Origin of the sequence: Arthrobacter sp. BE255 (assembly GCF_031457335.1) — a bacterium.
GTDB lineage: Bacteria > Actinomycetota > Actinomycetes > Actinomycetales > Micrococcaceae > Arthrobacter.
In genome coordinates, this window is record NZ_JAVDWK010000001.1 from 111,465 (window position 1) to 136,880 (window position 25,416).

The 25,416-nt window shown below is 66.4% G+C and carries 27 protein-coding genes; 13 read left to right on the plus strand and 14 right to left on the minus strand.

All coding sequences use genetic code 11. The annotated features are described in order from the left end of the window. Positions 1–37 precede the first annotated feature (37 nt). The 5 genes from J2X42_RS00515 to J2X42_RS00535 all read left to right on the plus strand — a co-directional run bounded on the left by J2X42_RS00515 (position 38) and on the right by J2X42_RS00535 (position 4,996). Positions 38–1,750 carry a glycoside hydrolase family 13 protein gene (locus J2X42_RS00515; RefSeq protein WP_310161113.1) on the plus strand — a complete coding sequence of 571 codons (1,713 nt, stop codon included), beginning with the start codon at positions 38–40 and terminating at the stop codon, positions 1,748–1,750. Positions 1,751–1,851: 101 nt separating this feature from the next. Continuing rightward, positions 1,852–2,820: an aldo/keto reductase gene (locus J2X42_RS00520; RefSeq protein WP_310161115.1), complete on the plus strand. Its 969-nt coding sequence runs from the start codon at positions 1,852–1,854 to the stop codon at positions 2,818–2,820. 100 nt (positions 2,821–2,920) lie between these two features. Next, complete coding sequence (locus J2X42_RS00525) at positions 2,921–3,784, plus strand: CoA ester lyase (RefSeq protein ID WP_310161117.1); 864 nt, start codon at positions 2,921–2,923, stop codon at positions 3,782–3,784. 23 nt (positions 3,785–3,807) lie between these two features. Next, positions 3,808–4,749, plus strand: a complete 942-nt coding sequence (locus tag J2X42_RS00530) for a DUF2797 domain-containing protein (protein ID WP_310161120.1) — start codon at positions 3,808–3,810, stop codon at positions 4,747–4,749. 22 nt (positions 4,750–4,771) lie between these two features. Further along, on the plus strand, positions 4,772–4,996 hold the full coding sequence (locus tag J2X42_RS00535) for a DUF3188 domain-containing protein (RefSeq protein WP_310161122.1): 225 nt from the start codon (positions 4,772–4,774) through the stop codon (positions 4,994–4,996). Here J2X42_RS00535 and J2X42_RS00540 read toward each other — a convergent pair. Beyond that, a complete protein-coding gene (locus J2X42_RS00540; protein ID WP_310161124.1) occupies positions 4,986–6,662 on the minus strand; it encodes a SulP family inorganic anion transporter in 1,677 nt (558 codons plus the stop codon). The genes J2X42_RS00535 and J2X42_RS00540 overlap by 11 nt on opposite strands. Next, entirely contained in the window at positions 6,659–7,039 is a 381-nt protein-coding gene (locus J2X42_RS00545; RefSeq protein WP_310161126.1) for a metalloregulator ArsR/SmtB family transcription factor, read from the minus strand. Before J2X42_RS00545 ends, J2X42_RS00540 begins: the two co-directional genes overlap by 4 nt. Positions 7,040–7,138: 99 nt before the next feature. Here J2X42_RS00545 and J2X42_RS00550 point away from each other — a divergent pair, with 99 nt between their 5' ends. From J2X42_RS00550 to J2X42_RS00565, 4 genes are read left to right on the plus strand one after another with little or no spacing between them, the layout of a single operon-like run. Then, entirely contained in the window at positions 7,139–7,600 is a 462-nt protein-coding gene (locus tag J2X42_RS00550) for a MaoC family dehydratase N-terminal domain-containing protein (protein ID WP_310161128.1), read from the plus strand. A 2-nt stretch (positions 7,601–7,602) separates the two neighbouring features. Next, positions 7,603–8,046, plus strand: coding sequence for a MaoC family dehydratase (locus J2X42_RS00555; RefSeq protein WP_310161130.1), 444 nt, complete (start codon positions 7,603–7,605; stop codon positions 8,044–8,046). A gap of 14 nt (positions 8,047–8,060) precedes the next feature. Next, the gene (locus J2X42_RS00560) at positions 8,061–9,332 is read left to right on the plus strand and encodes an MFS transporter (protein WP_310161131.1); all 1,272 of its coding nucleotides are present in this window, start codon (positions 8,061–8,063) and stop codon (positions 9,330–9,332) included. 25 nt (positions 9,333–9,357) lie between these two features. Continuing rightward, positions 9,358–10,425, plus strand: a complete 1,068-nt coding sequence (locus tag J2X42_RS00565; RefSeq protein ID WP_310161134.1) for a UDP-N-acetylmuramate dehydrogenase — start codon at positions 9,358–9,360, stop codon at positions 10,423–10,425. On the opposite strand, the gene J2X42_RS00570 is transcribed toward J2X42_RS00565, so the two are convergent. Beyond that, on the minus strand, positions 10,406–10,918 hold the full coding sequence (locus J2X42_RS00570) for a hypothetical protein (protein WP_310161136.1): 513 nt from the start codon (positions 10,916–10,918) through the stop codon (positions 10,406–10,408). The two genes, J2X42_RS00565 and J2X42_RS00570, sit on opposite strands and share 20 nt — an antisense overlap. Before the next feature lie 109 nt (positions 10,919–11,027). Between J2X42_RS00570 and J2X42_RS00575 the strand changes: the two genes are divergently transcribed. Then, positions 11,028–12,134, plus strand: coding sequence for a winged helix DNA-binding domain-containing protein (locus J2X42_RS00575; protein WP_310161137.1), 1,107 nt, complete (start codon positions 11,028–11,030; stop codon positions 12,132–12,134). Positions 12,135–12,230: 96 nt separating this feature from the next. On the opposite strand, the gene asd is transcribed toward J2X42_RS00575, so the two are convergent. The 11 genes from asd to J2X42_RS00630 all read right to left on the minus strand — a co-directional run bounded on the left by asd (position 12,231) and on the right by J2X42_RS00630 (position 22,710). Further along, positions 12,231–13,361, minus strand: a complete 1,131-nt coding sequence (asd, locus tag J2X42_RS00580; protein ID WP_310161138.1) for an aspartate-semialdehyde dehydrogenase — start codon at positions 13,359–13,361, stop codon at positions 12,231–12,233. Positions 13,362–13,454: 93 nt separating this feature from the next. After that, entirely contained in the window at positions 13,455–13,940 is a 486-nt protein-coding gene (locus tag J2X42_RS00585; RefSeq protein WP_310161140.1) for a hypothetical protein, read from the minus strand. Further along, a complete protein-coding gene (locus tag J2X42_RS00590) occupies positions 13,930–14,580 on the minus strand; it encodes a hypothetical protein (RefSeq protein ID WP_310161142.1) in 651 nt (216 codons plus the stop codon). Before J2X42_RS00590 ends, J2X42_RS00585 begins: the two co-directional genes overlap by 11 nt. 28 nt (positions 14,581–14,608) lie before the next feature. Next, entirely contained in the window at positions 14,609–15,601 is a 993-nt protein-coding gene (locus J2X42_RS00595; protein WP_310161146.1) for a WXG100 family type VII secretion target, read from the minus strand. A 122-nt stretch (positions 15,602–15,723) separates the two neighbouring features. Continuing rightward, entirely contained in the window at positions 15,724–15,942 is a 219-nt protein-coding gene (locus J2X42_RS00600) for an NF038396 family protein (RefSeq protein ID WP_131131263.1), read from the minus strand. Position 15,943: 1 nt separating this feature from the next. Beyond that, a complete protein-coding gene (locus J2X42_RS00605; RefSeq protein ID WP_310161150.1) occupies positions 15,944–16,528 on the minus strand; it encodes a dihydrofolate reductase in 585 nt (194 codons plus the stop codon). Next, positions 16,525–17,328: a thymidylate synthase gene (locus tag J2X42_RS00610; protein WP_310161152.1), complete on the minus strand. Its 804-nt coding sequence runs from the start codon at positions 17,326–17,328 to the stop codon at positions 16,525–16,527. The genes J2X42_RS00605 and J2X42_RS00610 overlap by 4 nt, the downstream gene beginning before the upstream one ends. A 134-nt stretch (positions 17,329–17,462) precedes the next feature. Next, positions 17,463–18,431: an NUDIX hydrolase gene (locus J2X42_RS00615; RefSeq protein WP_310161154.1), complete on the minus strand. Its 969-nt coding sequence runs from the start codon at positions 18,429–18,431 to the stop codon at positions 17,463–17,465. 10 nt (positions 18,432–18,441) lie between these two features. Next, a complete protein-coding gene (locus tag J2X42_RS00620) occupies positions 18,442–20,691 on the minus strand; it encodes an RNA degradosome polyphosphate kinase (protein WP_310161156.1) in 2,250 nt (749 codons plus the stop codon). 130 nt (positions 20,692–20,821) lie between these two features. Further along, positions 20,822–21,793 carry a mycothiol synthase gene (gene mshD, locus J2X42_RS00625; RefSeq protein WP_310161159.1) on the minus strand — a complete coding sequence of 324 codons (972 nt, stop codon included), beginning with the start codon at positions 21,791–21,793 and terminating at the stop codon, positions 20,822–20,824. 218 nt (positions 21,794–22,011) lie between these two features. Further along, positions 22,012–22,710, minus strand: a complete 699-nt coding sequence (locus J2X42_RS00630) for a response regulator transcription factor (protein ID WP_131131270.1) — start codon at positions 22,708–22,710, stop codon at positions 22,012–22,014. Between the two features lie 347 nt (positions 22,711–23,057). On the opposite strand from J2X42_RS00630, the gene J2X42_RS00635 reads away from it, so the two are divergent. The 3 genes from J2X42_RS00635 to J2X42_RS00645 all read left to right on the plus strand — a co-directional run bounded on the left by J2X42_RS00635 (position 23,058) and on the right by J2X42_RS00645 (position 25,405). Further along, the gene (locus J2X42_RS00635) at positions 23,058–23,825 is read left to right on the plus strand and encodes a permease (protein ID WP_310161163.1); all 768 of its coding nucleotides are present in this window, start codon (positions 23,058–23,060) and stop codon (positions 23,823–23,825) included. 169 nt (positions 23,826–23,994) lie between these two features. Next, on the plus strand, positions 23,995–24,609 hold the full coding sequence (locus J2X42_RS00640; RefSeq protein ID WP_310161164.1) for an FABP family protein: 615 nt from the start codon (positions 23,995–23,997) through the stop codon (positions 24,607–24,609). Between the two features lie 73 nt (positions 24,610–24,682). Further along, positions 24,683–25,405, plus strand: a complete 723-nt coding sequence (locus J2X42_RS00645) for a flavodoxin family protein (protein ID WP_310161165.1) — start codon at positions 24,683–24,685, stop codon at positions 25,403–25,405. The last annotated feature ends 11 nt before the right edge of the window (positions 25,406–25,416 follow it).

Sequence of the window (25,416 nt, forward strand, 5' to 3'; positions counted from 1 at the left end):
AGCAACAACAACCCAACCAAGAGAAAAGGATCATCCCTTGTCCACCACTGCCACTCTGGCAACCCTGTCCGATTCCGACCGCCTGGCCGATCCCAACTGGTGGCGCCAGGCCGCGGTCTACCAGATCTACCCGCGCAGCTTCTCCGACTCCAACGGTGACGGCCTGGGTGACATCCGGGGCATCACGGCCAAGGTCCCGTACCTGAAGGAACTGGGGATCGACGCCGTATGGCTGAGCCCGTTCTACCCGTCGGCCCTGGCCGACGGCGGCTACGATGTGGACGACTACCGCGACGTGGACCCTAAGCTGGGCACCCTGGCGGACTTCGACGAGATGGCCAAGGCCCTGCACGCCGCCGGCATCAAGCTGATCGCAGACATCGTCCCCAACCACTCCTCAAACCGGCATGAATGGTTCAAAGAGGCGCTCGCGTCGCCGAAGGGCTCCGCCGCGCGTGACCGCTACATCTTCCGTGACGGCAAGGGCCCCAACGGCGAGTTCCCGCCGTCGGACTGGGACTCCGTGTTCGGCGGACCCGCCTGGGAACGCATCACCGAGCCCGACGGAACCCCCGGCCAGTGGTACATGCACATCTTCGCCAAGGAGCAGCCGGACCTGAACTGGTCCAGCCGCGAGGTCCGTGACGACTTCCTCAAGACCCTGCGCTTCTGGTCCGACCGGGGCGTGGACGGCTTCCGGGTGGACGTGGCGCACGCCCTCACCAAGGACCTCACCGAACCGCTGCTCTCCAAGCTGGAGCTGAGCGCTGCCAATACCGGCACTGACGGGTTCGACGACGGCTCGCACCCCTTCTGGGACCGCGACGACGTGCACGACATCTATGTCGAATGGCGCGAGGTGTTCAACGAATACAACCCGCCGCGCACTGCCGTGGCCGAGGCCTGGGTGCACGCCACCCGGCGTGCACGCTACGCCAGCCCCGAAGGACTGGGCCAGGCCTTCAACTTCGACCTGCTCCAGGCAGACTTCAGCGCCGCGGATTTCCGCGAAATCATCACCCACAACCTGGCTGAGGCCGCCGCCACCGGCGCGTCCTCCACCTGGGTTTTCTCCAACCACGACGTCGTCCGGCACGCCACGCGCTATGGCCTGCCCAAGACGTCCGCGGGCAAGAAGCATGCCAAGGGCCAGGACGGCAAGGACTGGCTGCTGGCCGGCGGCCCCAAGGAGGAACTGGATGTGGAGCTCGGCGAGCGCCGCGCCCGCGCCGCCACCCTGCTGATGCTCGCTGTCCCCGGCTCCGCCTACCTTTACCAGGGCGAGGAGCTGGGCCTGCAGGAAGTGGCGGAGATTCCCGACGCCGAGCGTCAGGACCCCTCCTTCTTCCGGAACAAGGGTGTTGAGGTGGGCCGTGACGGCTGCCGCGTGCCGCTGCCCTGGAAGGTTGAAGGGACCTCCTTCGGCTTTGGCGACGGCGGCGCGCACCTGCCGCAGCCGGACTGGTTCAGCAAGTACGCGGTGGAGGCGCAGGACGGCACCGAAAACTCCACCCTGGAGCTGTACCGCACGGCCCTGAAGCTGCGCCGGGAACTCCAGGCCGCGGAGGAACTGGAGTGGGTGGAAACCGGCAACCCAGAGGTCCTGCACTTCAGCCGGCCGGGCGGCTGGCAGTCCGTCACCAACTTCGGGGACACCGCCGTCGAACTGCCGGAAGGGACCGTCCTGGTCAGCAGCTCCCCGCTGGAGGGCGGAAAACTGGGCGCCAACAGCACAGCCTGGCTGCGCTGACCTGACTCCGTAGCAAGCGCATCCATAGCAAGCACAGGTGGCGGGGCCCGGGCGGGCCCCGCCACCTGCGCGTCTGCCCCGACCCATGAAAGAGTGGCGCCATGACTGAACACAACGTCCCATCCACTGCGCAGAAACTCATCTACGGATGCATGGGCCTGGGCGGCAGCTGGTCCGACGAACCGCATGGGACCGTCCATGTGGACGAGGCCGCTGCCGCCGTCGAGGCTGCGCTGGCTGCCGGAATCACACTGTTCGACCACGCCGACATCTACCGCCGGGGCAAGTCCGAGGCCGTCTTCGGTGAGGTCCTGGCGGCAACGCCTGGCCTGCGCGGGAGGATCCGGCTGCAGACCAAGTGCGGGATCCGGCTCGGCGGGCCCGGGCTGGCCGGGCACTATGACCTCAGCCGGGAGTCCATCCTCGAACGGGTCGGCGCCAGCCTGCAGAGGCTGCAGACGGACTTCGTGGACGTGCTCCTGCTGCACCGCCCCGATCCGCTGACCGATGTAGCGGAGGTGGCTGCCGCCGTCGGGCAGTTGCTGGCTGAGGGAAAGGTGCGGGCGATTGGCGTGTCAAACATGTCCGGCGCGCAGATCCAGGCGCTGCAGGACCGGCTGGAAGTGCCGGTGGTGGCCAACCAGCTGGAGATGAGCCTGCTGAAGCGAGCGTGGCTGGAGAGCACCGTCCTGGTGAACCATGCTGAGTCGCTGGACTACAGCTTTCCGCACGGGACGCTGGAGTACTGCGCCAGCAACGGCGTCACGCTGCAGGCCTACGGCGCCCTTGCCCGCGGGCTGTACACCGGGGCCGGCCCGGACGACCCCACAGCGGCCGAGGCTGCCACCGCAGAGCTGGTGGCGGAGCTGGCACGGGAACACAGCACCACCGGGGAGGCCGTCCTCCTGGGCTGGCTGATGAAGCACCCCGCCGGGATCGCACCGGTGATCGGCACCGTGAATCCGGCAAGGATCGCAGCCTGCGCGGACGCCGCCCGGGTGGCCCGGGCCATGACCAGGGCCCAGTGGTACGGCCTGTGGGTCACCGCAAGGGGCAGCAACCTCCCGTAACTCCACCAGGGGCCGGTCACATCCCGTTTAGTTCGTATTGATCCTCACAAGCAGGCCGTTTTCTTCGGCGTGCCGGTTGCGGGCCGGATACGGTAGATACATGACGTCTACCACCGCCACCGAGACCGTACGGCCGGAACGCAATATCCCCGCAGAGATCGCCCGTTCGTGGCTTCTCGTCAATGCCATGAAAACGGAGCTCTTTGACCAGTCGGCCATTTCCCGCGCCGACTCGATCATCCTCGACATCGAGGACGCTGTGGACCCGTCGCAGAAGGACCGCGCCCGTGGCCACGTGGTGGACTGGCTCTCCGGCGGCGGCAAGGCATGGGTCCGGATCAACGATGCCACCAGCCCGTTCTGGGCCGACGACCTCGCCGGCCTGCGCGGCACCCCCGGCCTGCTGGGCGTAATGCTGGCCAAGACCGAATCCGCTGACCAGGTCACCGAAAGCTTCCACCGCATGGACGGCAAGACGCCGGTCATCCCGCTGGTGGAATCCGCCCTGGGCATCGAGGAAGCCAACAACATCGCCAAGGCCCAGGGCGCCTTCCGCCTGGCCTTCGGCTCCGGCGACTTCCGCCGCGACACCGGCATGGCCGCCACCCAGGAAGCCATGGCCTACCCCCGCGCCAAGCTGGTGGTTGCCAGCCGCGTCGGCAACCTGCCCGGCCCCATCGACGGACCCACCGTGGGCACCAACCACCCCATCCTGCGCGAGCAGACCGCCGTCACCGTGATGATGGGCATGACGGGCAAACTGTGCCTCGCCATCGACCAGACCGCAATCATCAACGAGGTCATCAGCCCCACGCCGTCCGACGTCGCCTGGGCCACGGACTTCATGTCCGACTTCGAGGCCAACGGCCGCGTCATCCGTGACGGCTCGGACCTGCCCCGCCTGGGCCGCGCCGAGAAGATCATGAAGCTCGCAGTAGCCTTTGGCGTGCAGCCGGCGCTCTAGCCCAGTCCAGTTCAGGAGACCCCGTGACCGATACCCGTTATCTGGTGCACGGGGTCTTTTGGGACGGGGAGCCGGCTCCGGGCGGGGAGTACGACGGCGGCAGCCCGGTCCTGCGCCTCCAGCCGCCATCGGGCGCCTTCCGGGAGGTCAGCCTCCACCCGGGTGCCAGGCTCGGCTTCCAGGTGGCCTCCGGCGGCAGGTCCTGCCTGGGCCACCATAAGGTGCACTCGGAGTCCCGCCGCGACCACGTGCTGTGCCCGGCCGCCGCTCCGGCCGCCAAAGGCAAACAGTGCGAGCACTGCTTTGTGCTGGACGACTCCAGGCTCATCCACGATTTCCACCGCGGCGGCCGCGTTCCGGCCGGACTGCGGACCTACCTGATGCAGCAGCACTGGCTGTACGTGGCAACTTTCGCCGGCGGCGCCAGCAAAGTGGGAACCGCGTCCCATCTGCGGAAATGGAACCGGCTCGCGGAGCAGGGCGCGGTAGTTGCCAGGTACGTGGCCAGGGCACAGGACGGCCGGGTAGTGCGGATCCTGGAGGACATGGTCACCCGGGAAGCCGGACTCACCCAGCAGGTCCGTTCCGCGGCCAAGGAGGAAGCCCTTGTGCAGCCCCTGCCCGGATCCGGGCTGGATGCCATCAATGCCCGGCACGCGGCCTCCGTCCGTGCGCTGCTGGCGCGCGCCGCCGTCGAACATTTCAGCATCGTGGACGAACAGTGGGTGCGCCCGGCGCAGGCAACCGGGCTCTGCGAATCCACGGCGCGGCACCCCTACCCGCACCCGCTCGACGGCGGCCGGCACGGGTTCGGCATTGCGGCGCTCAGCGGGACGAACGCCCTGGCACGGCTGGACGGAACGGACGCCGCCTTCGTGGTGAACCTCGGCCGGCTGGCCGCCCGGACCATCGTCCTGGGGGACTTTGCCTCGGATGTGCCGGCCGTGCAGGAATCGTTGTTCTGAGCCTGCTCGGTAGACTTGGACGGTGCTGAACGAATTCTGGAACACCGCGCCCACCGCCTACAAGGTCATGGTCTTCACCGCCATGGGGCTGATCGGCGTCGGAATCGTCCTGAACCTGATCGGCAACACCTCCGGAAACCAGGGCCTGGCCACCGCATCGCTGCCGCTGATCGGGCTCGGCCTCCTGCTGCACATCGCCGGGATCGTGGTCCGCGGCCAGGCCATCCGGAAGAACCTCAAGCGCTAGTTGCCGCCGCGTTCCGCAGGACGTGGCTGCGGGCGTGCTCGACGGCGGCCGGAAGGTCGGCGAACAGATGGTTGTGGTGGCGGAGCGAACGGATCACTCCAACGTTGGTCACCAGGGCCAGATGATCCGGCCGGACTCCCTTGAGCAGCACGGTGATGCCGCGCAGCTCCAGGGCAGAAATGACTTCCACCAGTGCATGGGCGCCGGTGGCGTCCAGCATCCGCAGCTGGGAGAGCCTGATGATGGCCACCTGGATGTCCTTCACCTCGCTGATTTCCTGGAGGATCCGTTCCGCGGCGCCGAAGAACATGGCGCCGTCCAGCCGGAAGATGGCAATATGCTCGTCACCGTCCACGCCCGGCCCGGTGATCCCTTCGCGCTGCACGCTGCTCAGCGAGGCGAATTTCCGGAGGGTGAAGAGCGCCGCCGCGGCCAGCCCGATCTGGATCGCGACGATCAGGTCGAAAGCCACGGTGATGATTGCAGTGATGATGAAGACCGCTGCGTCCGAGCGCGTTGAGCGGAGGATCGCGGCAACGGTCCGCCGGGACACCATTCGCGCGGCCGTGACCATCAGGACGCCGCCCAGAGCCGCCAGGGGGATCCGGCTGACCATTCCCGACGCCAGATAGACGATGCCCAGCAGGACGATGGCATGGATGGCGGCGGCCATCCGGGTTTTGGCTCCTGAGCGCACATTGACGGCCGTCCGTGCGATGGCGCCGGTGGCCGGCATTCCGCCAAACAGGCCGGCGGCGACGGAAGCCAGCCCTTGGCCCGTGAGCTCGCGGTCAGGGCTGTAGGAAGTGCCGGCTGCGCCGTCCGGCCCCTTCATTCCCGCTGCCACCCGCGCCGAGAGCAGGGACTCGATGGATGCCAGGCACGCAATGGCCACGGCCGGCATCGCCAGGCTGCCCAGGGAAGCCAGATCAAGCGCGGGGAAAGAGGGGGACGGCAGGGAATGCGGCAGGGGACCGATCCGCGGGATGTCCAGCTGCAGGAGCTCGGCCGCCGCGGTGGCCAGCAACACGGCGAGCAGGCTCGCGGGAAGGGCCCGGAACAGCCTCTGCACCAGGATCATCACGACGGCGACCCCCGCCACGAGTGCGAGCGTCAGCCGGACCGTGGACGGCACTGCCCCGGACGCGGCTTCGATGGCCGCCAGCAGGGTGTTGTGCCCCGGGATGCCGGAGGTGCCGGTGGCCAGCGGAACCTGCTGAAGGAAGATAATGGCGGCGATGCCCAGCGTGAAGCCTTCCACCACAGGCCAGGGGATGAATGCCACGGCCCGGCCCAGGCCGCTGATTCCCAGGATGCAGACCAGCAGGCCCGCCATCAGGGACAGCAGCGCCACGCTGCCGGTGCCGTGGACCGCCACTACCGGCGCCAGGACCACCACCATGGCGCCGGTGGGCCCGGACACCTGGACCGGGGATCCGCCCATGACGGCAGCCACCAGCCCTGCCACGATTGCCGTGATGAGTCCGGCCTCCGCACCCACGCCGGAGCTGACGCCGAACGCCAGGGCCAGCGGCAGGGCCACGATACCCACTGTGATGCCCGCCAGCAGGTCCGCCCGCCAGGACTGCCGCAGGCCGGTGTAGTCGGCCCGGGAAGGCAGGAACCGGCTGAGTCCCCGGGAGCCCGGGCGGAGGTCCCGGCTCACGGTGCGGATCCCTCCCGCAGGTGCCCCGCCGGCAGCTGCTGTGCCAGCCGGAACTGTTCGTTGGAGTCAGCGAGGCTGTCCAGCAGGAAGGTCCGCGCGATGGCGAGAAGTTCCGAAACACCCGGGTGCGCCAGACGGTAGGTCACTGCGTTGGCGGACCGCACCGACGTCACCACCTTGTGCTTGCGCAGCGTGGCCAGATGCTGGGACAGATGGGAGGCCTCAAGCCCGGTTTCGGCAAGCAGGTAGCTCACCGCAGCCGTGTTCTCCGGAGCGGCGGCCAACAGCTCCAGGATCCGGATCCGTGCCGGGTGGGCCAGCGCCTTGAACAGGTTGGCTTTGATCTCGTAGAGCGGAGCCTGGGCGGGAGACAACATCGGGAACGCTCCGTAACTTCACTTGATGAAATGATAAATCCATCATATCAATGTGACGCAAGGCCCTCCCCATCGGCGGCTGGCGATAGGCTTGAACCCATGACTATCAATCCGGACCTGCAGGGCCGCAGCTACCCTGCCGCAGAGGTATACGACGTCGGCCGCGAGAAAATCCGCGAGTTCGCCCGCGCCGTGAAGGCCACCCACCCAGCCCACTTCGACGTCGAGGCAGCCAAAGCCCTGGGCCACAGCGACCTGGTGGCGCCGCCCACGTTCGCCATCATCATCGCCCAGCGCGCCGACGCGCAGCTGATCGAGGATCCGGAGTCCGGCATCGATTTCTCCCGCGTGGTCCACGCCGACCAGCGCTTCATCCACCACCGCCCCATCTTCGCGGGCGACCGGCTGGTGGCGGAACTGCACGTTGACGGCGTCCGCGCCATGGGCGGCGGCGCCATGATCACCACCCGCCAGGAAATCTTTGCCCTCACAGCTGACGATTCGCGTGAAAGCGTCGCCACCACCACTTCATCCATCCTCGTCCGCGGAGAGGGACAGTAACCATGAGCCCCACCTTCAGCGAACTCACGGCAGGCCAGGACATCGGCAGCCGCACCGTCGAGGTCAGCCGCACCGACCTGGTCAAGTACGCCGGCGCATCCGGCGACTTCAACCCCATCCACTGGAACGAAGCCTTCGCCACCGGAGTGGAACTCCCGGGCGTCATCGCCCACGGCATGTTCACCATGGGCGCCGCAGTCCAGTTGGTGACCGACTGGGCAGGCGACCCCGCCGCCGTCGTCGATTTCCAGACCCGCTTCACCAAGCCCGTCCTCGTCGCGGACACCACCGGAACCACCGAGCCCGGCGCCACCATCGAGGTCAGCGGCGCCATTGGAAAGCTCGACGCCGATGCCGGCACCGCCCGCGTCGACCTCACCGTGGTCTCGGCCGGCCAGAAAGTACTGATGAAGGCCCAGGCCGTGGTCAGGCTCTCCGGATCCTGAACCGCAGGGAGCCTTTGACCACCACGGCAACTGCCGCCGCCGAGGTCACCGCCTGGCGCAACGCCGTGGTGGTGGCCTACGGCGCCAGCGGCCTGGCGTTCGCGTCCTGGGTATCGCGCCTGCCGGCCATCCGGGACGGACTGGACCTGACCCCGGGCAACATCGGCATGCTCCTGCTGTGCATGACCCTCGGCTCCTTCATCTCAGTGTCTGCGTCCGGCCTGATTGTGCTGCGGCTGGGATCCACCCGGACCATCCGGACCGGAAGCATCATGGTGGGCTGCGGCCTCGCGATCGCAGGATTCGGGACGTCGGTCCTTGCCACCCCCGTAGCGGTGGCCGTGGGCCTGGCCATCACCGGCCTGGGCACCGCCAGCTGGAACACCGCTTCCAACGTTGAAGGGGCCGCGGTGGAGCGCGCGGTGGGCCGGCACATCATGCCCCGGCTGCACGGCGCGTTCAGCCTGGGCACGGTGGCCGGCGCCGGACTTGGCGCCTGGGCCGCGGCGGCCTCGGTCCCGGTGTTGTGGCACCTTGCAGCGGCAGGCGCCGTCGTTGCGGTATCGGTGACGACGGCGGCCGCATGGTTCCGCGCCGATGTCACCCCCGTGACGGGGGAACGGACATATGTCCCGGACACGTTCGAGGACCCCTCCACGGGACCAATCCCCGTCATCACGCCCGGCGCGGCGCAGGCCGACGGCGTCCCGCTCGACAACAAGCGGAAGATCGCCCAGGCCTGGCGGGACAAACGCACCCTGCTGCTCGGCGTGATGGTCCTGGGACTGGCACTTGCTGAAGGCGCGGCGGGCGACTGGGTTGCCCTGGCCCTCGCGGACGGCCACGGCCAGACGGACGCCGCCGGAGCCGCCGGGTACGGCCTTTTCGTCACGTTCATGACCGTTGGGCGGTTCGCCGGAACCCTGGTCCTGGACCGTTTTGGCCGGGTCCCGGTGATGCGCTGGTGCGCCGCGCTGGCCGTGTTGGGACTGGGGCTGTTTGTGTTCGCCCCGGTTCCCTGGCTGGCCTTCGTGGCCCTGGCCATCTGGGGGCTTGGCGCCTCGCTGGGCTTCCCGGTGGGAATGTCCGCCGCCGCCGACGACCCCGCCAAGGCAGCCGCCCGCGTCTCGGTCGTCTCCACGATCGGTTACGGCGCCTTCCTGTGCGGCCCGCCGCTGCTGGGCCTGCTGGCAGAACACGTGGGCATCCTGCATTCGCTGCTGGCTGTCATGGTGATGCTCGTGATGAGCTTCCTGCTCTCACCGGTGGCACGCAAAATTCCCTAGCTTTTCCCTGCGTTAGGCTGGTTTGGTGACCCAGACACTCCTTTCAACCCTGACCACGGCCGCCGTCGGTGGCCCCGCCGGCAAGTACATCGAGGCCAGGACCGAGGCAGAGATCATCGACGCCGTGCGGACGGCCGACGCGGCGGGGGAGCAGGTCCTCATCATCGGCGGCGGCTCCAACCTGCTGATTTCCGACGACGGGTTCCCCGGCACGGTGGTCAAAATCGCCTCGGAGGGATTCACGGTAAACGCGGAGGACTCCTGCGGCGGCGTTGCGGTGGTGGTCCAGGCCGGGCACAACTGGGATGCGCTGGTGGAGCACGCAGTGCTGCACGCCTGGTCCGGGATTGAGGCCCTCGCCGGCATCCCCGGCGCCACGGGTGCCACGCCGGTCCAGAACGTGGGGGCCTACGGTTCGGACGTCTCGCAGACCATCGCCGCTGTGCGGACCTGGGACCGGACCCGGAACGCCGTGCAGACATTCACCAGCTCCGAGCTGAAGTTCGGGTACCGCGATTCAATCCTCAAGCAGACCACCGTCGACGGATCGCCCCGCTACGTGGTGCTGACGGTGGAGTTCCAGTTGCCTCTGGGCCGGATGAGCGCCCCCATCCGGTACGCCGAACTGGCCCGGTCCCTCGGCGTGGAGCCGGGCAAGCGGGCGTATTCCAACGATGTCCGCCGGGAGGTGCTCCGGCTGCGCGCCTCCAAGGGCATGGTGCTGGACCCCACCGACCGGGACACGTATTCCACCGGCTCGTTCTTCACCAACCCCATCGTTCCGTTGGACGTGGCTGACCAGTTACCGGAGTCAGCGCCGCGATATCCGGCAGGGATCGACGGGCTGGTGAAGCTGTCCGCTGCCTGGCTTATCGACCAGGCGGGGTTCGGCAAAGGCTACGGGCTGGAGGACGGCAGCGTGTCCGGCGGACGGGCCTCGCTGTCCACCAAGCACACGCTGGCCATCACCAACCGCGGCTCCGCCAGCGCTGCCGACATGGTGGCCGTCGCGCGCGAGGTGCGTGCCGGCGTCGTCGAACGCTTTGGCATTGAGCTGCACCCGGAACCGCTGCTTATCGGCGTGGCGCTCTAGCGTCGTCCGGGAGGACGGCGTCGTCGTTCGCGCCGCCTTCTCCGGCTATGAGCCGGACGTTTACCGCCATCCCGAGCACGGCCGCGGCCCAGCCGGTCAGGGCGAGGTAGGGGCCCATGAACAGCCAGACCAGGAGCCCGGGAAGGGACGGATTTCCGCCGCCGGCAAGGATGCAGACCACCAGGCCGGTGACGGCAACGGCGTGCGACAGGATCCAGAGGGCCTTCCCGCTGAGCGGGTGGCGCTTCCAGTCGCGAAGAACATGGAGTGTGCCGCGGCACACCCGGATCCCGGGAAAGAGGACGGCGTAGCCTCCGCCGAGGCTGAAGGCCAGCGATGACAGCAGCAGCGAAAGTTCTGATTCCCCGTTTGCCAGGAACCCGGTGACGGCCGGAACCCCCACCGCCACACCAATCAGGACCGAAACAGTCCCTCCCACCAGCCACCCTTTTGTTTCGCGCGCGAACAACTGCCACAAACTCCCCAAAGTCATGGTTCTACCCTATCCGCCAGGCCTTGGGGCGCGGACCATGGTGGCCAGCCGGCCCCCACCTGGGCGTTCAACCCAGCGGCGGCCTTCGTGGAGAACCTAGGATAAGTGCATGGCAGGAACGTCGTCACAACGCGTGAGCAGCAAGGTCATGGGCAGGCTCCGGCTAGCTTCCCAGGGACTTCTTGGAACGGGGCTGGGTTCTGTGCCGGAAGCCGTGCGGTGGATGACGGCTTCCCAGGCGCAGAACCTGCAGGAGGCGCTGTGGGCCGTCGGGCTTCGGGTTCCGCGGGCCGGGCTGTCGGACGTCCGGGCAGCCCTGGACAGCGGAAGCGTGGTCCGCTCCTGGCCGATGCGCGGAACGCTCCACCTGGTGGCACCCGAGGATCTGCGCTGGATGCTGGGACTTACCGCCGAGCGGCTTACCCGCAGTATCGCCGGCAGACACCGCGAGCTGGATATCACCTGGGCGGACATCGAAAAGTGCCGCGACGTTGCCCTGGAGCGCGTGGCTGGTGGCGGTTCCCTGAGCAGGACTGAGCTCTTCGGGGTGTTTGAGGCGGCGGGGCAGCCCACCACAGGCCAGCGCGGGATCCACATCCTGGGGACGCTGTGCCGGCACGGATGGCTGGTCCAGGGCCCATTGGCCGGGAACCAGCAGTTGCTGGTGGCCTTCGATGAGTGGATCCCGGTGTCGCGGACCCTTGAGCGGCAGGAGGGCATTGCCGAGTTCATGCTGCGCTATTTCCAGAGCCACGGGCCGGCCACCATCCGCGACTTCGCGTGGTGGACACAAATCCCGCTGACCGATGTGCGGCCCGCGTTTGAGCTGGTCCGGGGGCAGCTGGTCGAGCTCGAATTCGGCGACACCAGCTATTGGATGTCCCCGGAGACCGCGTCACTGCTCGACGACCGTGTGCCGGGCCAGCGGTCCGTCCTCCTGCTGCCCGGCTTTGACGAGTTCGTGCTCGGCTACCAGGACCGGAGCCTGGTCCTGGCGCCGGAGCACGCCAACAAGATCGTTCCCGGCGGCAACGGAGTGTTCAAGAAGACCACCGTGGCCGGGGGAGAGGTGATCGGCACCTGGGCGCGCGCCGGGAGCACCAGGAGCGCCGCCGTCGTGCCTGAACTCTTTGACGACGCCAGGCCGCTCGGACCCGGGGGCCTGGCAACCTTCAACAAGGCCGCCGAGCAGTACCTCGCGTTCCTCAACACCTGACAGTGACAGCAACGCGGGGTCACTTAACGCCCATCCGACGGTGCGGAATGGGCGTTAAGTGACCCCGCGTTGCTGTATGGGGCGGTCGATTGGGGGCTACAGGTTGCCGGTGGCGATGTTGAGCATGCGGCGCAGCGGTTCGGCGGCACCCCAGAGGAGCTGGTCGCCCACGGTGAACGCGCTGATGTACTGCGGGCCCATGTCCATCTTGCGGATACGGCCCACCGGGATGTCCAGGGTGCCGGATGCGGCCACGGGAGTCAGCTCGGCCATGGAGGCTTCCTTGGTGTTCGGAATGACCTTGGCCCACTGGTTGTCCTCGGCCAGGAGCTTCTCGATCTCGGCCACAGAAAGGTCCTCGCGGAGCTTGAGGGTAAGGGCCTGGGAGTGGGAGCGCATGGCGCCGATCCGGATGCAGAGGCCGTCCATGATGACGCGGTTCTCGTCCGAGGTGCCCAGGATCTTGTTGGTCTCAACCCCGGCCTTCCACTCTTCCTTGGACTGGCCGTTGCCCAGGTCCGCGTCGATCCACGGGATCAGCGAACCGGCCAGCGGCACGCCGAACTGGGTGGCGTCGATGTCGGTGCGCTGGTGCGCCAGGACCTTGCGGTCAATTTCCAGGATGGCCGACGCCGGGTCGTCCAGTTCCGAGCTGACCTCCGCGTTGAGCGTGCCGAACTGGCTGAGCAGTTCGCGCATGTGCCGTGCGCCGCCGCCTGAAGCAGCCTGGTAGGTCATGGACGTGCCCCACTCGACGAGGCCGTTCTTGAACAGCCCGCCGAGGCCCATCAACATGCAGGACACGGTGCAGTTGCCGCCGATGAAGTCCCTGGTGCCGTTGACCAGGCCCTTGTCGATGACGTCGCGGTTGATCGGGTCCAGCACGATGATCGAGTCGTCGTTCATGCGCAGGGTGGAGGCGGCGTCGATCCAGAGGCCGTCCCAGCCGCGGCCTCGCAGCTCGGCGTGTACGCGCTTGGTGTAGTCCCCGCCCTGGGCGGTGACAATAATGGGCAGCTTAGCCAGGGTGTCGACGTCGAACGCGTCCTCGAGCTTGCCGGCCCCATCAGCGAACGACGGGGCGGCACCTCCTGCGTTTGAGGTGGAGAAGAACACCGGGTTGATGTTGGCGAAGTCGCCCTCGTCCTGCATGCGCTGCATGAGGACGGAACCGACCATGCCACGCCAACCGACAAGTCCAACGGACGGGGTAGCTGCTGTAGTCATTCGTACAGTTTAGACTTCGGAACCGGCAGGGCGCAGTCGGTTACGTCACCTCCGCGGGGCGGGGTCAGCGTGGGTGTCCTTCGTGCGCCTCGCCTAGTTCGATTCATCCGGAAACGGGCGGGTGCTGTCGGGGAAGTTTTCCCGGGTAATTGCAATCCCGGACGGGTTGGCTTCGAACCAGCTGCGGGCCTTGTCATCGTTGAGGGCGAAGCGGGGCTTGGGCAGCCCCTTCAGACGCCTCAGCTTGGACGCTTGCCACTCCCGACGGAGGCTCCGGATCCCCAGGAGCCACCCGCCGGTGAAGAGCACCGTAAAGATAAGCCCGAAGAGACCAAAAAGTATGTTGAGGCTTGCCACCCCGATTATTAGAACGACAGGCGCGACTATGGCGGGAATCGTCATCAGGATGGTGACAATGTAGAGGCCCGTGGTGCTGTGGACCGAGTAGTTTCCGGATGGCTGCGCCCCGCCGATGCCCCATTCCTCCTGCGTATAGGCGTATACGGTTCGTTCCATCCCGGTGGCGTAGTAGAAGGGACGGTCAACAATGATGCTTTGCACCGATGGATCAGATGCCATCAGACGCTCCGGACTCAGACCTGAAAGCGCTCAGCGTGGCGGTCAGCTCTTCGTCGGTCTGCGCCAGTGTTTCAGCCCCAACGACGTCGTCCACCGCCACGGCGTGAACCCAGCCACGACTGTCTTTGCGGATGAGAAGCTGCCGCCCTTCGCGGAGCAGGCCGGACCGGATCCTGACGCCGCCGTCCGGGTTACGCGCTAAATGATCGCGGACTATGTAGGCTTCCGCAGCTTCTGCCGAGACGTTGGGGTCCTGTGGCAGGGCGAACCAGCTCATCATGGTTCTTGGCTGAAGAAGCAGCTTGGTCCGGTCTGACTCGGCGTGCAGCACGGAGTCGCCTTCCGCAGCGTCTACGAGCAAATCCAACTGCGTCCACCTCTGGGCATTCGCAAGGGTGTAGGCCACGATATCCACCCGCATGTCGAAGTCGATGTCGGAGCCATCTACGGTTGCCAGGCCCCGGGCGATTAGGGACGACAGCCCTGCACGGATGAGCTCCTGGTTCTCAGATTCTTCGCTGAGCCGCAGCCATGAAGCACTGGCACGGGATCCAGCCGTCGGTTGCAGGTGCAGGAGGTAGGCCATTTCGGCCTGGCCAAATCCGACAGAAGTGTCTGTCTCTGTTTGTTCTGCAGTCATGTTTATCATCCTATGAGTGAGAAGCTGGCTAGAAGCCGAAGAAGTCCTTGACGCCTTCGCCGATGTTTTCTACGACGTCTTCGGCGATTTCTCCACCGGCATCGAACGCGCCGTCCATGGCGTCTTTGGCCCCGGGAATCAGCTCGACGGCCGCCCACGCGCCGCCGACCACCATGCACGCAACGCCCACCGGTGGCGGGAAGAATGAGCCGACGCCGAGTGCGGTCTTAAGTCCCGATTTCAGGGCATCCCCAGTTTCGCCGGCGCGGATTGCATTGATGGTGTCGAGGCCATCCAAGCCGACACTGATACCGCCAAGAGCGTGTCCTGCGGCGTTCAGGCCATATTTTGCCAAGGGAGCGATATCAGCGGCTCCGGCGCCTCGGGCCATCTCTGCGAAATCGCCGAACTTGCCGCTCAGCAGGTCAGAAGTGCCGGAGAAGGCGCCGCGCAGGCTGTCCGCGCGGGCAGAGGCCTCCCACAGGTCCGTGTTGAGGGCCCGCTTCAGGGCATTCCAGTCCTGGCCGGCGGCAGACAGTGCCCGGATTTCGTCGCCGTGCCGGGCGGCAAACTGTGAAATGTCCCTGAGGCCAAGCGGAACGGACTTCAGGCCGAGGACACCGTTGTAGGCGTCCCAGCCCTTGCGGAAAGGTGAGTCTCCGTTCGACATCCACTCTTCACCCAACGGAATGAAGGGCGAGCCGGGAACGCCTGCGGAGATGCCAGGCCCGCCGCCCGATCCGGACGCCGCGTTGCTCGCCTTCTCCTGCTGATCAGCGTTCTCCAGCAGCTTCTTCGACTCCTGCTTGAGCGCGGAGACCGCCTGCTGGAGCATTGCCCGGTGGCTGCCGTTCCACTCTGAGCGGAACCTGGCAGCGTCCTGGCCCTTCCAGGAAGGGTTGTTGTTGATCTGGTTGCTCAGCAGCGTTGACTGCTGCAGCAGGGTGTCAGACGCCTTACCGAACTGCTGCGCCAGCGTCCGGAGCTCGGCGACGTCCGCGCCCCACATGTTTCCTGCCACAAGGCATCATCCCCCAAATGTCTCTGCAGCAAATGTCGTTCAGGCTGCCTGCACAACTCTAATAGCGGAGCGATAGGGCCGCGATGGGTTGTGCTCCCCATCGGCCCAACCGGCAGCAAGCGTCAGCCGCGGTCGCTTTCCTCCAGCACCGCGGCTTTGCGGAGCCGCAGCGCGTAGAAGGCCCCGAAGGCGAATACCTGGGTCACCACCACCAGCACGATGGCGCCGGCGATCTTGTTGCCGCCCAGGATCATGGTCAGGCCAACAATGGCGGACAGCAGGGCCAGCAGCGGCAGCAGCATGTACCCGAGGACAAAGAGGGTCTCTGGTTTCTTCAGCATCTCAGCCCGCCGTCCGTACCCATTTGGTGAACCTGTACTGCGTGCCGTTGGCGGCAGTGAGCCAGCCGTCCGGCGGAACCGAAGCAGCCGCCTCCCAGGTTTCGCCAAGCTCGGGAGCGAACGTGTCGCCGTCGGCCTCCACATCGATGGTGGTGACCACCGCAACGTTGGCGAGGTCGGTGGACTGGCGGAAGACCTCGCCGCCGCCCAGGATCCACACCGTCTCGCCGCCGTCGACGAACTGGGACTCCAGGAGCGCGTCATCAAGGGACGGAACCACGACGGCGCCCTCCGCCTCGGGTGACTCGCCCCAGCCTTTTTGCCGGGTGATGACGATGTTGGTGCGGCCGGGGAGCGGACGGTACTTGTCCGGGAACGACAGCCACGTCTTGCGGCCCATGATCACCGGGTGTCCCATGGTCAGCCGGTTGAAGTGCTTCAGGTCCTCGGGCAGGTGCCAGGGCATGTCGCCGTCCTTGCCGATGACGCCGCCGGAGGTCTGCGCCCACACCAGGCCGACGCCGGTGACGGAGCCGGCGAGTTCCTCGGAAAAAGCCTGCGGGTCTGCTGTGTTCTCGGTGCTCATACGGCGATCGGAGCCTTAATCGTGGGGTGGTGCTGGTAGCCGACCACTTCGAAGTCCTCCAGCGTGTAGTCGAAGATCGACGCCGGCTTCCGGGTGATCACCAGCTGCGGGTAGTCGTAGGGTTCGCGCTCCAGCTGCTTGAGGACCTGGTCCATGTGGTTCTCGTAGATGTGCACGTCGCCGCCGGTCCAGACGAACTCGCCGACGTCCAGGCCCGCCTGCTGCGCCACCATGTGGGTCAGCAGGGCGTAGGAGGCGATGTTGAACGGAACGCCCAGGAACATATCCGCGGAACGCTGGTACAGCTGGCAGGACAGCTTGCCGTCCGCGACGTAGAACTGGAAGAACGCGTGGCACGGCGGCAGCGCCATGTCCTTGAGCTCCGAGACATTCCAGGCGGAGACGATGTGCCGGCGTGAGTCCGGGTTGGACTTGAGGTTCGCCACGAGCTCGGCGATCTGGTCGATATGGCCGCCGTCCGGCGTGGGCCAGCTGCGCCACTGGACCCCGTAGACCGGCCCGAGCTCGCCCTCGGCGTCAGCCCATTCGTTCCAGATGGTGACGCCCTGGTCCTGCATCCACTTCACATTCGATTCACCGCGCAGGAACCACAGCAGTTCCACGGCGACGGACTTGAAATGGACGCGCTTGGTGGTGATCAGCGGGAAGCTTTTGGCCAGGTCGAAGCGGATCTGGCGGCCGAACACGCTGGTGGTGCCCGTCCCTGTACGGTCGGATTTGTGCGTGCCATGGGCCATGACATCGCGCAGGAGGTCTTCATAAGGCGTAGGGATGCTCACGGCTAAAGTCTACCGGGGCCCTCCGCCCGCGGCCGCCGATGACATCGCTGTGAAGCCGAAAACGCCACGCAGTGAAGGCAGCCAGCCGGCAACAGCTCATCGCTGGGCCTAAACGTCAGCCCTAATCGCCAGCCCTAATCGTCGAACGGTTTGAACTGTTCCACGGCCACGATCCGCTGCCTGCTGTGGTGCGACACATGGAACACGAGGATTTCGCCCGGGGCCAGGTAGGGATCGGCATCCGGCAGGAGTCCGCGCAGGCGGCCCGGCATGGACTTGCCCAGCTGGTCCAGGACGGTGGGCAGGGCGGGGCGGTGCGTGCAGACGGCAACGCCGCGCTGTTTGTCCAGCAGCGCTGACAACACGCCGGCAGTCTTCTTCGGGTTTCGCGCGTGCCGGTGTTCCGTCAATGCGTCCACGAGCTTGACCTTGGCGTCCACGGTCTTCGCATACGGCGCGATGGTGGCAACGCAGCGCAGCCACGGGCTGCTGACCACCCGTTGCGGCCGCCAGGCCTGCAGCAGGCGCCCCACGGACTGGGCCTGCCTGATGCCCGTGGCGGCCAGCGGCCGCTCGCCTTCGGCCTTGGTCCAGGAAGAGCGCGGCTTGGCCTTGGCGTGCCGCACCACAATGAGCGGCCACGTGGCCAGCTCATGGCGTTTGTGGGCCTCCACGAGGTATTCAAGGGGCGCGACGTCGGACGGGTTGGACAGCAGCGCCGCCGCCTTCTCCGGGGCGCACCACATCACACTGTCAACCTCCTTGCCGTCAGGCATGAGGGTTGCACCGTTGACCTGGACTGCCCAGTAGTGGACCACTTTCAGCCCGGACGCCACGTGGTAGTGGATCGGCGGAAGCGGGATGCCAAGCTGGGCGGTCAGCCCGATCTCCTCCTGGATCTCGCGGACGGCACATTCGGGAATGGTCTCGCCTGCGTCGATCTTTCCCTTGGGCCAGGACCAGTCGTCATACCGCGGCCGGTGGATCAGCAGGACCTCGAGACGGTCCTTGGTGATCCGCCACGGCAGTGCGCCGGCGGCCGTAACGGCCACCGGCTCACCGGGATGGTCTGTCTGGTCTGCTACCGGTGTATCGCTCGCCAACACCGCTGCCCTACCGGCGGCTCAAGGAGCGCTGGCGCGGCCGCGAGGCGAGCAGCCAGGACTGGACATCGTCAAGGTGGGTGCCGTCGTCGGCGATGTGGTGCCGGTTCCAGTCGCCCTGGTTGTCCAGATGCCAGCTGGCGGTCTCCGGGTCCATGTAGCGGCGCAGCAGGTCCAGGACGTAGGTGATGTCATCGGGGCTGGCGAGCTGCACCAGCGCCTCGACCCTGCGGTCCAGGTTGCGGTGCATCATGTCCGCCGAGCCGATGTAGACCACCGGGTCGCCGCCGTTCGCGAAGGCGAACACCCTCGAGTGTTCCAGGAACCGGCCAAGCACCGAGCGCACCGTGATGTTCTCACTCAAGCCCGGCACGCCGGGGCGCAGCGAGCAGATGCCGCGGACAATGACGTCCACGTTCACGCCTGCCTGCGACGCGCGGTAGAGGGAATCGATGATCGCCTCATCCACCATGGAGTTGACCTTGATCTGGACCCGCGCAGCGAGTCCGGCGCGGGCGTTGCGGATCTCGGTCTCGATCCGGTCAATGAGCCCGGAGCGGACCGACCTGGGCGCCACGAGGAGGCGCTTGAACGTTGACTTGGGGGCGTAGCCGGAGAGCTGGTTAAACAGCTTGGAAAGGTCTTCGCCCACCTGCTCGTTGGCAGTCAGCAGGCCGAGGTCCTCGTAGTAGCGTGCGGTCCGCGGGTGGTAGTTTCCGGTGCCGATGTGGCAGTAGCGGCGGAGCCCGTCCACTTCCTGGCGGACCACCAGCGACAGCTTGCAGTGGGTCTTGAGGCCCACGATGCCGTAGACCACGTGGACACCTGCCTGCTCCAGCTTCCGCGCCCAGGAGATGTTCGCCTGTTCGTCAAAACGGGCCTTGATCTCCACCAGGGCGAGGACCTGCTTGCCGGCTTCGGCGGCATCGATCAGCGCATCAACAATGGGTGAATCGCCCGAGGTACGGTACAGGGTCTGCTTGATGGCCTGAACCTTCGGGTCCGCAGCCGCCTGCTCCAGGAAGGCCTGGACCGACGTGGAGAAGGAGTCGTACGGGTGGTGGAGCAGGATGTCCCGGCGGCGCATGGCCGCGAAAACGTTGGCTGCCTTGGACGTCTCGGACTCGTTGAGGTACCGGGAGGTGTGCGGCACATGCTTGGGGTAGTGCAGGTCAGCCCGGTCGATGCCGGCAATGACGGACAGGCCGCGGAGGTCCAGCGGCGCGGGGACGGAGTAGACCTCCGACTCTTCCACGCCGAGTTCGCGGATCAGCAGGGCGCGGATGTTGGGGTTGATGTCGTGGGTGACCTCAAGGCGGACCGGCGGGCCGAACCGGCGGCGCAGCAGTTCCTTCTCCAGCGCCTGCAGGAGGTTCTCGGCGTCGTCCTCTTCCACTTCGACGTCCTCGTTGCGGGTGACGCGGAAGATGTGGTGTTCCAGGACTTCCATCCCGGCGAAGAGCTTGTCCAGGTGCACAGCGATGACTTCTTCAAGGGCGATGAAGCGGGCAACCCGGCCTGCCACTGCGCCGGCACGCGGCCCGTCGATGGAGATCAGCCGCGGAAGCTGGTCCGGGACCTTGACGCGGGCGAAGAGTTCCTTGTCGCTGACAGGGTTGCGTACCACCACGGCCAGGTTCAGCGACAGCCCGGAGATATACGGGAACGGGTGCGCCGGGTCCACGGCCAGCGGCGTCAGGATGGGGAAGACCTTCTCCGCGAACATGGCGCTCAGCTGCTGCTTCGCGGCGTCGTCCAGTTCATCCCAGTGCATGACGTGGATGTGCTCGTACGCCAGGGCCGGACGGATCTGCTCCGCGAAGACCTGGGCGTGGCGCTGCTGGAGCCGGTGGGCTTCCTCACCGATTTTTTCCAGGACTTCCACCGGGCTGAGGCCGGCCGGGGACGGCACGGCCAGTCCCGTGGCGATGCGACGCTTCAGTCCGGCGACGCGGACCATAAAGAACTCGTCCAGGTTGGACGCGAATATCGACAGGAAACTGACCCTCTCCAGCAAGTGGAGGGTGGGGTCTTCGGCCAGTTCCAGTACTCGGGAGTTGAAGGCCAGCCAGCTCAGTTCACGGTCCAGGAAGCGGTCCGGCCGGATATCGCCCTCAGGCTCAAGGTTGGGAGCGAACTCGGGGATGTCGATCCGGTCCTGCGTGGCGCGTGACGCCGGAACCTCGGACGAACCAAAACGGGCCCTGACGGGCGCTGCGGCGCCTTCGGACGTGACTGTTCCGGCGGGTTCCGGTTTCATGGGTTCTCCTCTTACCTGGCGCTGGATGCTGGCTTTCACGGCCGGCGCGGTCCTGTTTCAACCTTACAAGCATTCGCCGGCGCGGACCCCTAGATTTCGGGCGGCGGAAACCGTGCGTCAGTCGATTGGACTAACCCGCGGAAACCGGCCCGTACATCACATCCATGTCCCAGCGCGTGAAGCCCAGACGCTGGTAGAGCCGCACTGCCGGGGCGTTGTCGGCGTCGACGTACAGCATGACCGCGTGGAGGCCCAGGTTCTGGAGGTGGCGGATGCCGGCCACCGTCAGCGCTTTGCCCAGGCCCATTCCCTGCGCCGCGGGGGAGACGCCGACGACGTAGACCTCGCCGATTGCCGGGTGGCCGCCGTGCCGGGGGTGGACCTTCGTCCAGTGGTAACCGAGCAGCCGGCCGGACGCGTCCACGGCCAGGAGGAACCCGGCCGGATCAAACCAGTCCTCCGCCATCCGGGCGTCGAGGTCGGCCCGGGTCATCCCGCCCTGCTCCGGGTGGTGGGCGAACGCTTCACGGTTCGCTGCCAGCCAGGCGTCCTCGTCCTGGCCCGGCACAAAAGCCCGGAGTGAGACGCCGTCCGGCAGACCGGCATCGGGAAGCTCGGCGGAGGCAGTTGCCAGCCGCATTTTCCACAGTTCCCGGACGGGGCCGAAGCCGTACCGGGCGGCGAGGTCCGCCGCGGCCTCATGGTTGCCGTGGGACCAGGCCTTCAGGCCGTCCAGGCCGCGTGCTGTTTTCAGTGCACCCACCAGGCGGTCGGCAACGCCCTGGTTCCGGTACGTCGGGTGGACAGCGATCTCCAGCACCCCGCCGCCGTCGGACTCTTCCACCACTACCGCGAACCCGGCGAGGTCCTGGCCGGTGGCGGGATCCGAATCCTCATCCGGAGCGTACAGGGCAAGGCTCAGGAGGGAGTGCTCGGCCGAATCGCCGGCCCGGAGCGTGACAACCGTCTGCTCGGAGAGCGAGGGATTCCCGTCGGATTCCTCAGCCGCGGACAGGAGCCCCCTGAAGTCTTTCAGCAGCTGGTCATCCACACCGCCCTTGACGACGAGGACGGGCCATTTTTCCGGATGTGCTGGGGTCATGAAGCTAGGCTATACGCCCGGGGCGCAGCTGTGCCGATTTGATACGTGCGTGGCCGGACCGTATAGTCGATATCCGATCAGGCGTCATCGCCGGATGCGAGGGGGATCCACCAGTGGGGTGGCCTCGATACGTTCGACCCGTATGTCCTCCACAACAAGCAACAGCCCCGGACCACTGGTCCGGGGCTGTTGTGTTGTGAGGCAGTTGCGTCGGAAGCTCAGGCTTCCGTGAGCTCGTCTTCCTGCTGGCGCACCAGGGTGAGCCGGTAGCCCACGTTCCGCACGGTACTGATCAGGTTTTCGTGGTCGGCGCCAAGCTTTGCGCGAAGGCGCCGGACGTGGACGTCCACGGTGCGCGTGCCGCCGTAGTAGTCATAGCCCCAGACCTCGGTCAGCAGCTGCTGGCGGGTGAACACCCGTCCCGGATGCTGGGCCAGGTATTTGAGGAGTTCGAACTCCTTGAAAGTCAGGTTCAACGGGGCGCCATTGACGCGTGCCGTATAGCTCGCTTCGTCGATGACAACACCCGCGGCCCGGATCTCGGTGGGGGCGTCGTCGGCGTCCGGAACGGCCCGTGCCACGGACAGCCTGATGCGCGCCTCCACTTCGGCGGGCCCGGCAGAGTCCAGCACGATGTCGTCAACGGCCCAGGCGGAGGAGACTGCAGCCATGCCGCCCTCGGTCAGGATCAGGACGAGCGGGGCGCTCAGGCCGGTAGCCTTCAGGAGCTGGGTCAGGGATCGGGCACCCACCAGGTCCTTGCGGGCATCGAGCAGCACGATGTCGCACGGATCGGTTTCAAGCAGGGCTGTGGGTTCAGCGGCCAGGATATGCACGCGGTGGTTCAGCAGTTCAAGGGCAGGCAGGATGTCCACCGATGAGCCGGTGCTGTTCGTCAATAACAGGATGTGCGACATTATTCCTCCAAGGGCCGTCCGCGCATCTTTGGGCGACTGAACCGGGTTTTCACCGGCCGGTACTGTCTCACTGCTGCGGTCTGGGCCGTCGATGGAACTATCCGGCCGGCAACCGAAGCAGGAAGCGTAGCTGAGCTTTGAGTATACCCAACGGCCCCGCAACAGACACTGATGAGGACCTTGGACGTGTCCGTTTTGCGACACATGCCGGTCATATAAGGCAGGATTGGACCACAGGGCAGTGTGCCCTGCCGGGGGCCGGACAGCCTTCCCGGTCTCCAGCCAGAATGGGAATGCCGCGAATTGGGTGCAGAGTTGAAGCCGCGCACGTCAGAGCCAGGTCCCGCATGAGTGCGGATCTGCAAGCCCCGGCCCGTTCCTTGGCGTCGTGGACCATCGGCGCCTTCGGTATGGCCGGGCTGGTGGCCATCATCGCCGGGGTGTACACCTCCCCCGAAGCCCTGCTTGCCGTCGCCGTGATTGTGGCGCTGGCAGTCGGCATCGGCTGGCCCCACTTCCTCCGCATCCCGGCGAAAAAGACCCTGGCCGCCGTTATCGCACTGCCCGGGGTCGGGTCCGCGCTCGCCGCCGGATTCGTGCCGGCCCCGGGATACCTGGACTGGACGCCGGCGTTTGTGGCTCTGGGGATGATGGCCGTGTTTGTGGTCCAGCTCATCCGCGGCACAGGCCAGGCCCAACGGCTCGAATCGACACTGGGTTGCTGCGCCGGGGTGCTGCTGTCATGCCTCGGCGCCGGCTGGATCGCGGGGGCCCGCTTCAACGGAGTCAGGGAAATGCTGCTGGTCGCAGCCATCAGTGCGGCCGTGGCACTGCTTGCGGGACTCATCCGCTGGCCTGACAGCATTGTGGCGCCGCTGGGCATTGTTATGGCAGGGCTTGCCGGGCCGCTTGCGGGCCTGGTTTTTTCCGACATCGCCGTCCTGCCGGCAGCGATTTTCGGCGTCGTGGTCGGGGCGGTGCTGGTCAGCTTCCGCCGGCTCGTCACACTCCGGGGAGCTCCACTTAATCTTCTGGCGGCTCTTAGTATGGGTCTTGCACCGGTTTCGGCCGTGGGTTCGCTGGCGTACTTCATAGACAAACTACTCATCTACTAAGCGTTAGGATGGCATCATGTCCGTACTTGCATTTGAAATTTTCTTCCTTGTCCTGCTCGGTATCGCCAGCCTTTCCATGGCCTGGTTCGCAGGTTTTGTTGTCTACCGCCTCTTCAAAGGCCAGAAGTAGACCGTTTCCACCAGCTAGCCGTTTCCCGAGGTAATTGCTGTGCCGATTGAGATTCCCACAGACCTGACTCCCGAACTCGTTCCGCTCTCCTGGCTCATTGGTGAGTGGGAAGGCAGCGGCCGGCTCGGCAGCGGCGACGAGGACTCGGAACACTTCTTCCAGCACGTGTCCTTCACGCACAACGGCCTGCCGTACCTGCAGTACCGCGCGGAGAGCTGGTTAACGGCCGACGACGGCACGCGCCTGCGGCCGCTTACCGTTGAGACCGGTTTCTGGGCACTGGAGCGCAAACAGCTCGACGCCGACGGCGGCCCGGGCCTGATCCCTACAGACATCGTCCCGGCCCTCAAGAGCGCCGACGAGGTGGAGGCCCTGCGCAACAACGACGGCGGGTTCGACATCTCCGTCTCGATCGCGCACCCGGGCGGGATTTCCGAGCTGTACTACGGCCAGATCAAGGGACCGCAGATCCAGCTCACCACAGACATGGTGATGCGCGGCAGCCACTCCAAGGACTACAGCGCCGCCACCCGGATCTTTGGCCTGGTGGACGGCAACCTGCTCTGGCGCTGGGACGTCGCCACCGGCGGCACGTCGCAGCCGGGCAAAGGCCTCGAGGCGCATGCCTCGGCGTTCCTGAAAAAAGTTTCCTGACCCCTCGCGCCGCCCCGGCCCTCAGTACACTGGGTTCCTAGGCTTCACCCGCGAGTGAATCACAGGGAGCACCATGGCTGCACAGCAGAACACCACTGACTACAGCGACCTGAAGGCGCTCTTCTTTAACGGGACGCTGAAAAAATCCCCGCAGACGTCCAACACCGAAGGCCTGATCAACGTCAGCCGGCTCATCATGGAGAAGCAGGGCGTCAGCACCCGCAGCATCCGGACCGTCGACCACGACATCGCCAGCGGCGTGTACCCGGACATGACTGAATACGGCTGGCCCACCGATGAGTGGCCCGAACTCTATCCGGCGGTGCAGGAAGCGGACATCGTGGTGGTTGCCGGCCCCATCTGGCTGGGCGACAACTCCTCGCAGACCAAAAAGCTCATTGAACGGCTCTATGCCCATTCGGGGCAGCTGAACAGCAAAGGCCAGTGGGCGTTCTACCCCAAAGTGGGCGGCTGCCTGATCACCGGCAACGAAGACGGCATCAAGCACTGTTCCATGAACGTCCTTTACAGCCTCCAGCACATCGGCTTCACCATCCCGCCGCAGGCCGACGCCGGCTGGATCGGGCCGGTGGGCCCAGGCCCAAGCTACCTGGACGAAGGGTCCGGCGGCCCCGAATCCGACTTCACCAACCGGAACACCACGTTCATGACCTGGAACCTGTTGCATTTCGCCAGGATGCTCAAGGACGCCGGCGGGATTCCCGCCTACGGCAACCTTCCTGAAGAATGGAAAGCCGGAACCCGCTTCGACTTCGAAAACCCCGAGTACCGCTAAGGGCCTCCAAC

What these genes read in the sequence shown, in the direction of transcription:
- J2X42_RS00630 (WP_131131270.1), bottom strand. Translation starts at nt 22,710, where the DNA reads ATGTCGCACATCCTGTTATTGACGAACAGCACCGGCTCATCGGTGGAC.
- J2X42_RS00590 (WP_310161142.1), bottom strand. Translation starts at nt 14,580, where the DNA reads ATGACTGCAGAACAAACAGAGACAGACACTTCTGTCGGATTTGGCCAG.
- J2X42_RS00525 (WP_310161117.1), top strand. Translation starts at nt 2,921, where the DNA reads ATGACGTCTACCACCGCCACCGAGACCGTACGGCCGGAACGCAATATC.
- J2X42_RS00635 (WP_310161163.1), top strand. Translation starts at nt 23,058, where the DNA reads ATGAGTGCGGATCTGCAAGCCCCGGCCCGTTCCTTGGCGTCGTGGACC.
- J2X42_RS00605 (WP_310161150.1), bottom strand. Translation starts at nt 16,528, where the DNA reads ATGAGCACCGAGAACACAGCAGACCCGCAGGCTTTTTCCGAGGAACTC.
- J2X42_RS00600 (WP_131131263.1), bottom strand. Translation starts at nt 15,942, where the DNA reads ATGCTGAAGAAACCAGAGACCCTCTTTGTCCTCGGGTACATGCTGCTG.
- asd (WP_310161138.1), bottom strand. Translation starts at nt 13,361, where the DNA reads ATGACTACAGCAGCTACCCCGTCCGTTGGACTTGTCGGTTGGCGTGGC.
- mshD (WP_310161159.1), bottom strand. Translation starts at nt 21,793, where the DNA reads ATGACCCCAGCACATCCGGAAAAATGGCCCGTCCTCGTCGTCAAGGGC.
- J2X42_RS00585 (WP_310161140.1), bottom strand. Translation starts at nt 13,940, where the DNA reads ATGGCATCTGATCCATCGGTGCAAAGCATCATTGTTGACCGTCCCTTC.
- J2X42_RS00545 (WP_310161126.1), bottom strand. Translation starts at nt 7,039, where the DNA reads ATGTTGTCTCCCGCCCAGGCTCCGCTCTACGAGATCAAAGCCAACCTG.
- J2X42_RS00620 (WP_310161156.1), bottom strand. Translation starts at nt 20,691, where the DNA reads ATGAAACCGGAACCCGCCGGAACAGTCACGTCCGAAGGCGCCGCAGCG.
- J2X42_RS00570 (WP_310161136.1), bottom strand. Translation starts at nt 10,918, where the DNA reads ATGACTTTGGGGAGTTTGTGGCAGTTGTTCGCGCGCGAAACAAAAGGG.
- J2X42_RS00555 (WP_310161130.1), top strand. Translation starts at nt 7,603, where the DNA reads ATGAGCCCCACCTTCAGCGAACTCACGGCAGGCCAGGACATCGGCAGC.
- J2X42_RS00645 (WP_310161165.1), top strand. Translation starts at nt 24,683, where the DNA reads ATGGCTGCACAGCAGAACACCACTGACTACAGCGACCTGAAGGCGCTC.
- J2X42_RS00520 (WP_310161115.1), top strand. Translation starts at nt 1,852, where the DNA reads ATGACTGAACACAACGTCCCATCCACTGCGCAGAAACTCATCTACGGA.
- J2X42_RS00550 (WP_310161128.1), top strand. Translation starts at nt 7,139, where the DNA reads ATGACTATCAATCCGGACCTGCAGGGCCGCAGCTACCCTGCCGCAGAG.
- J2X42_RS00575 (WP_310161137.1), top strand. Translation starts at nt 11,028, where the DNA reads ATGGCAGGAACGTCGTCACAACGCGTGAGCAGCAAGGTCATGGGCAGG.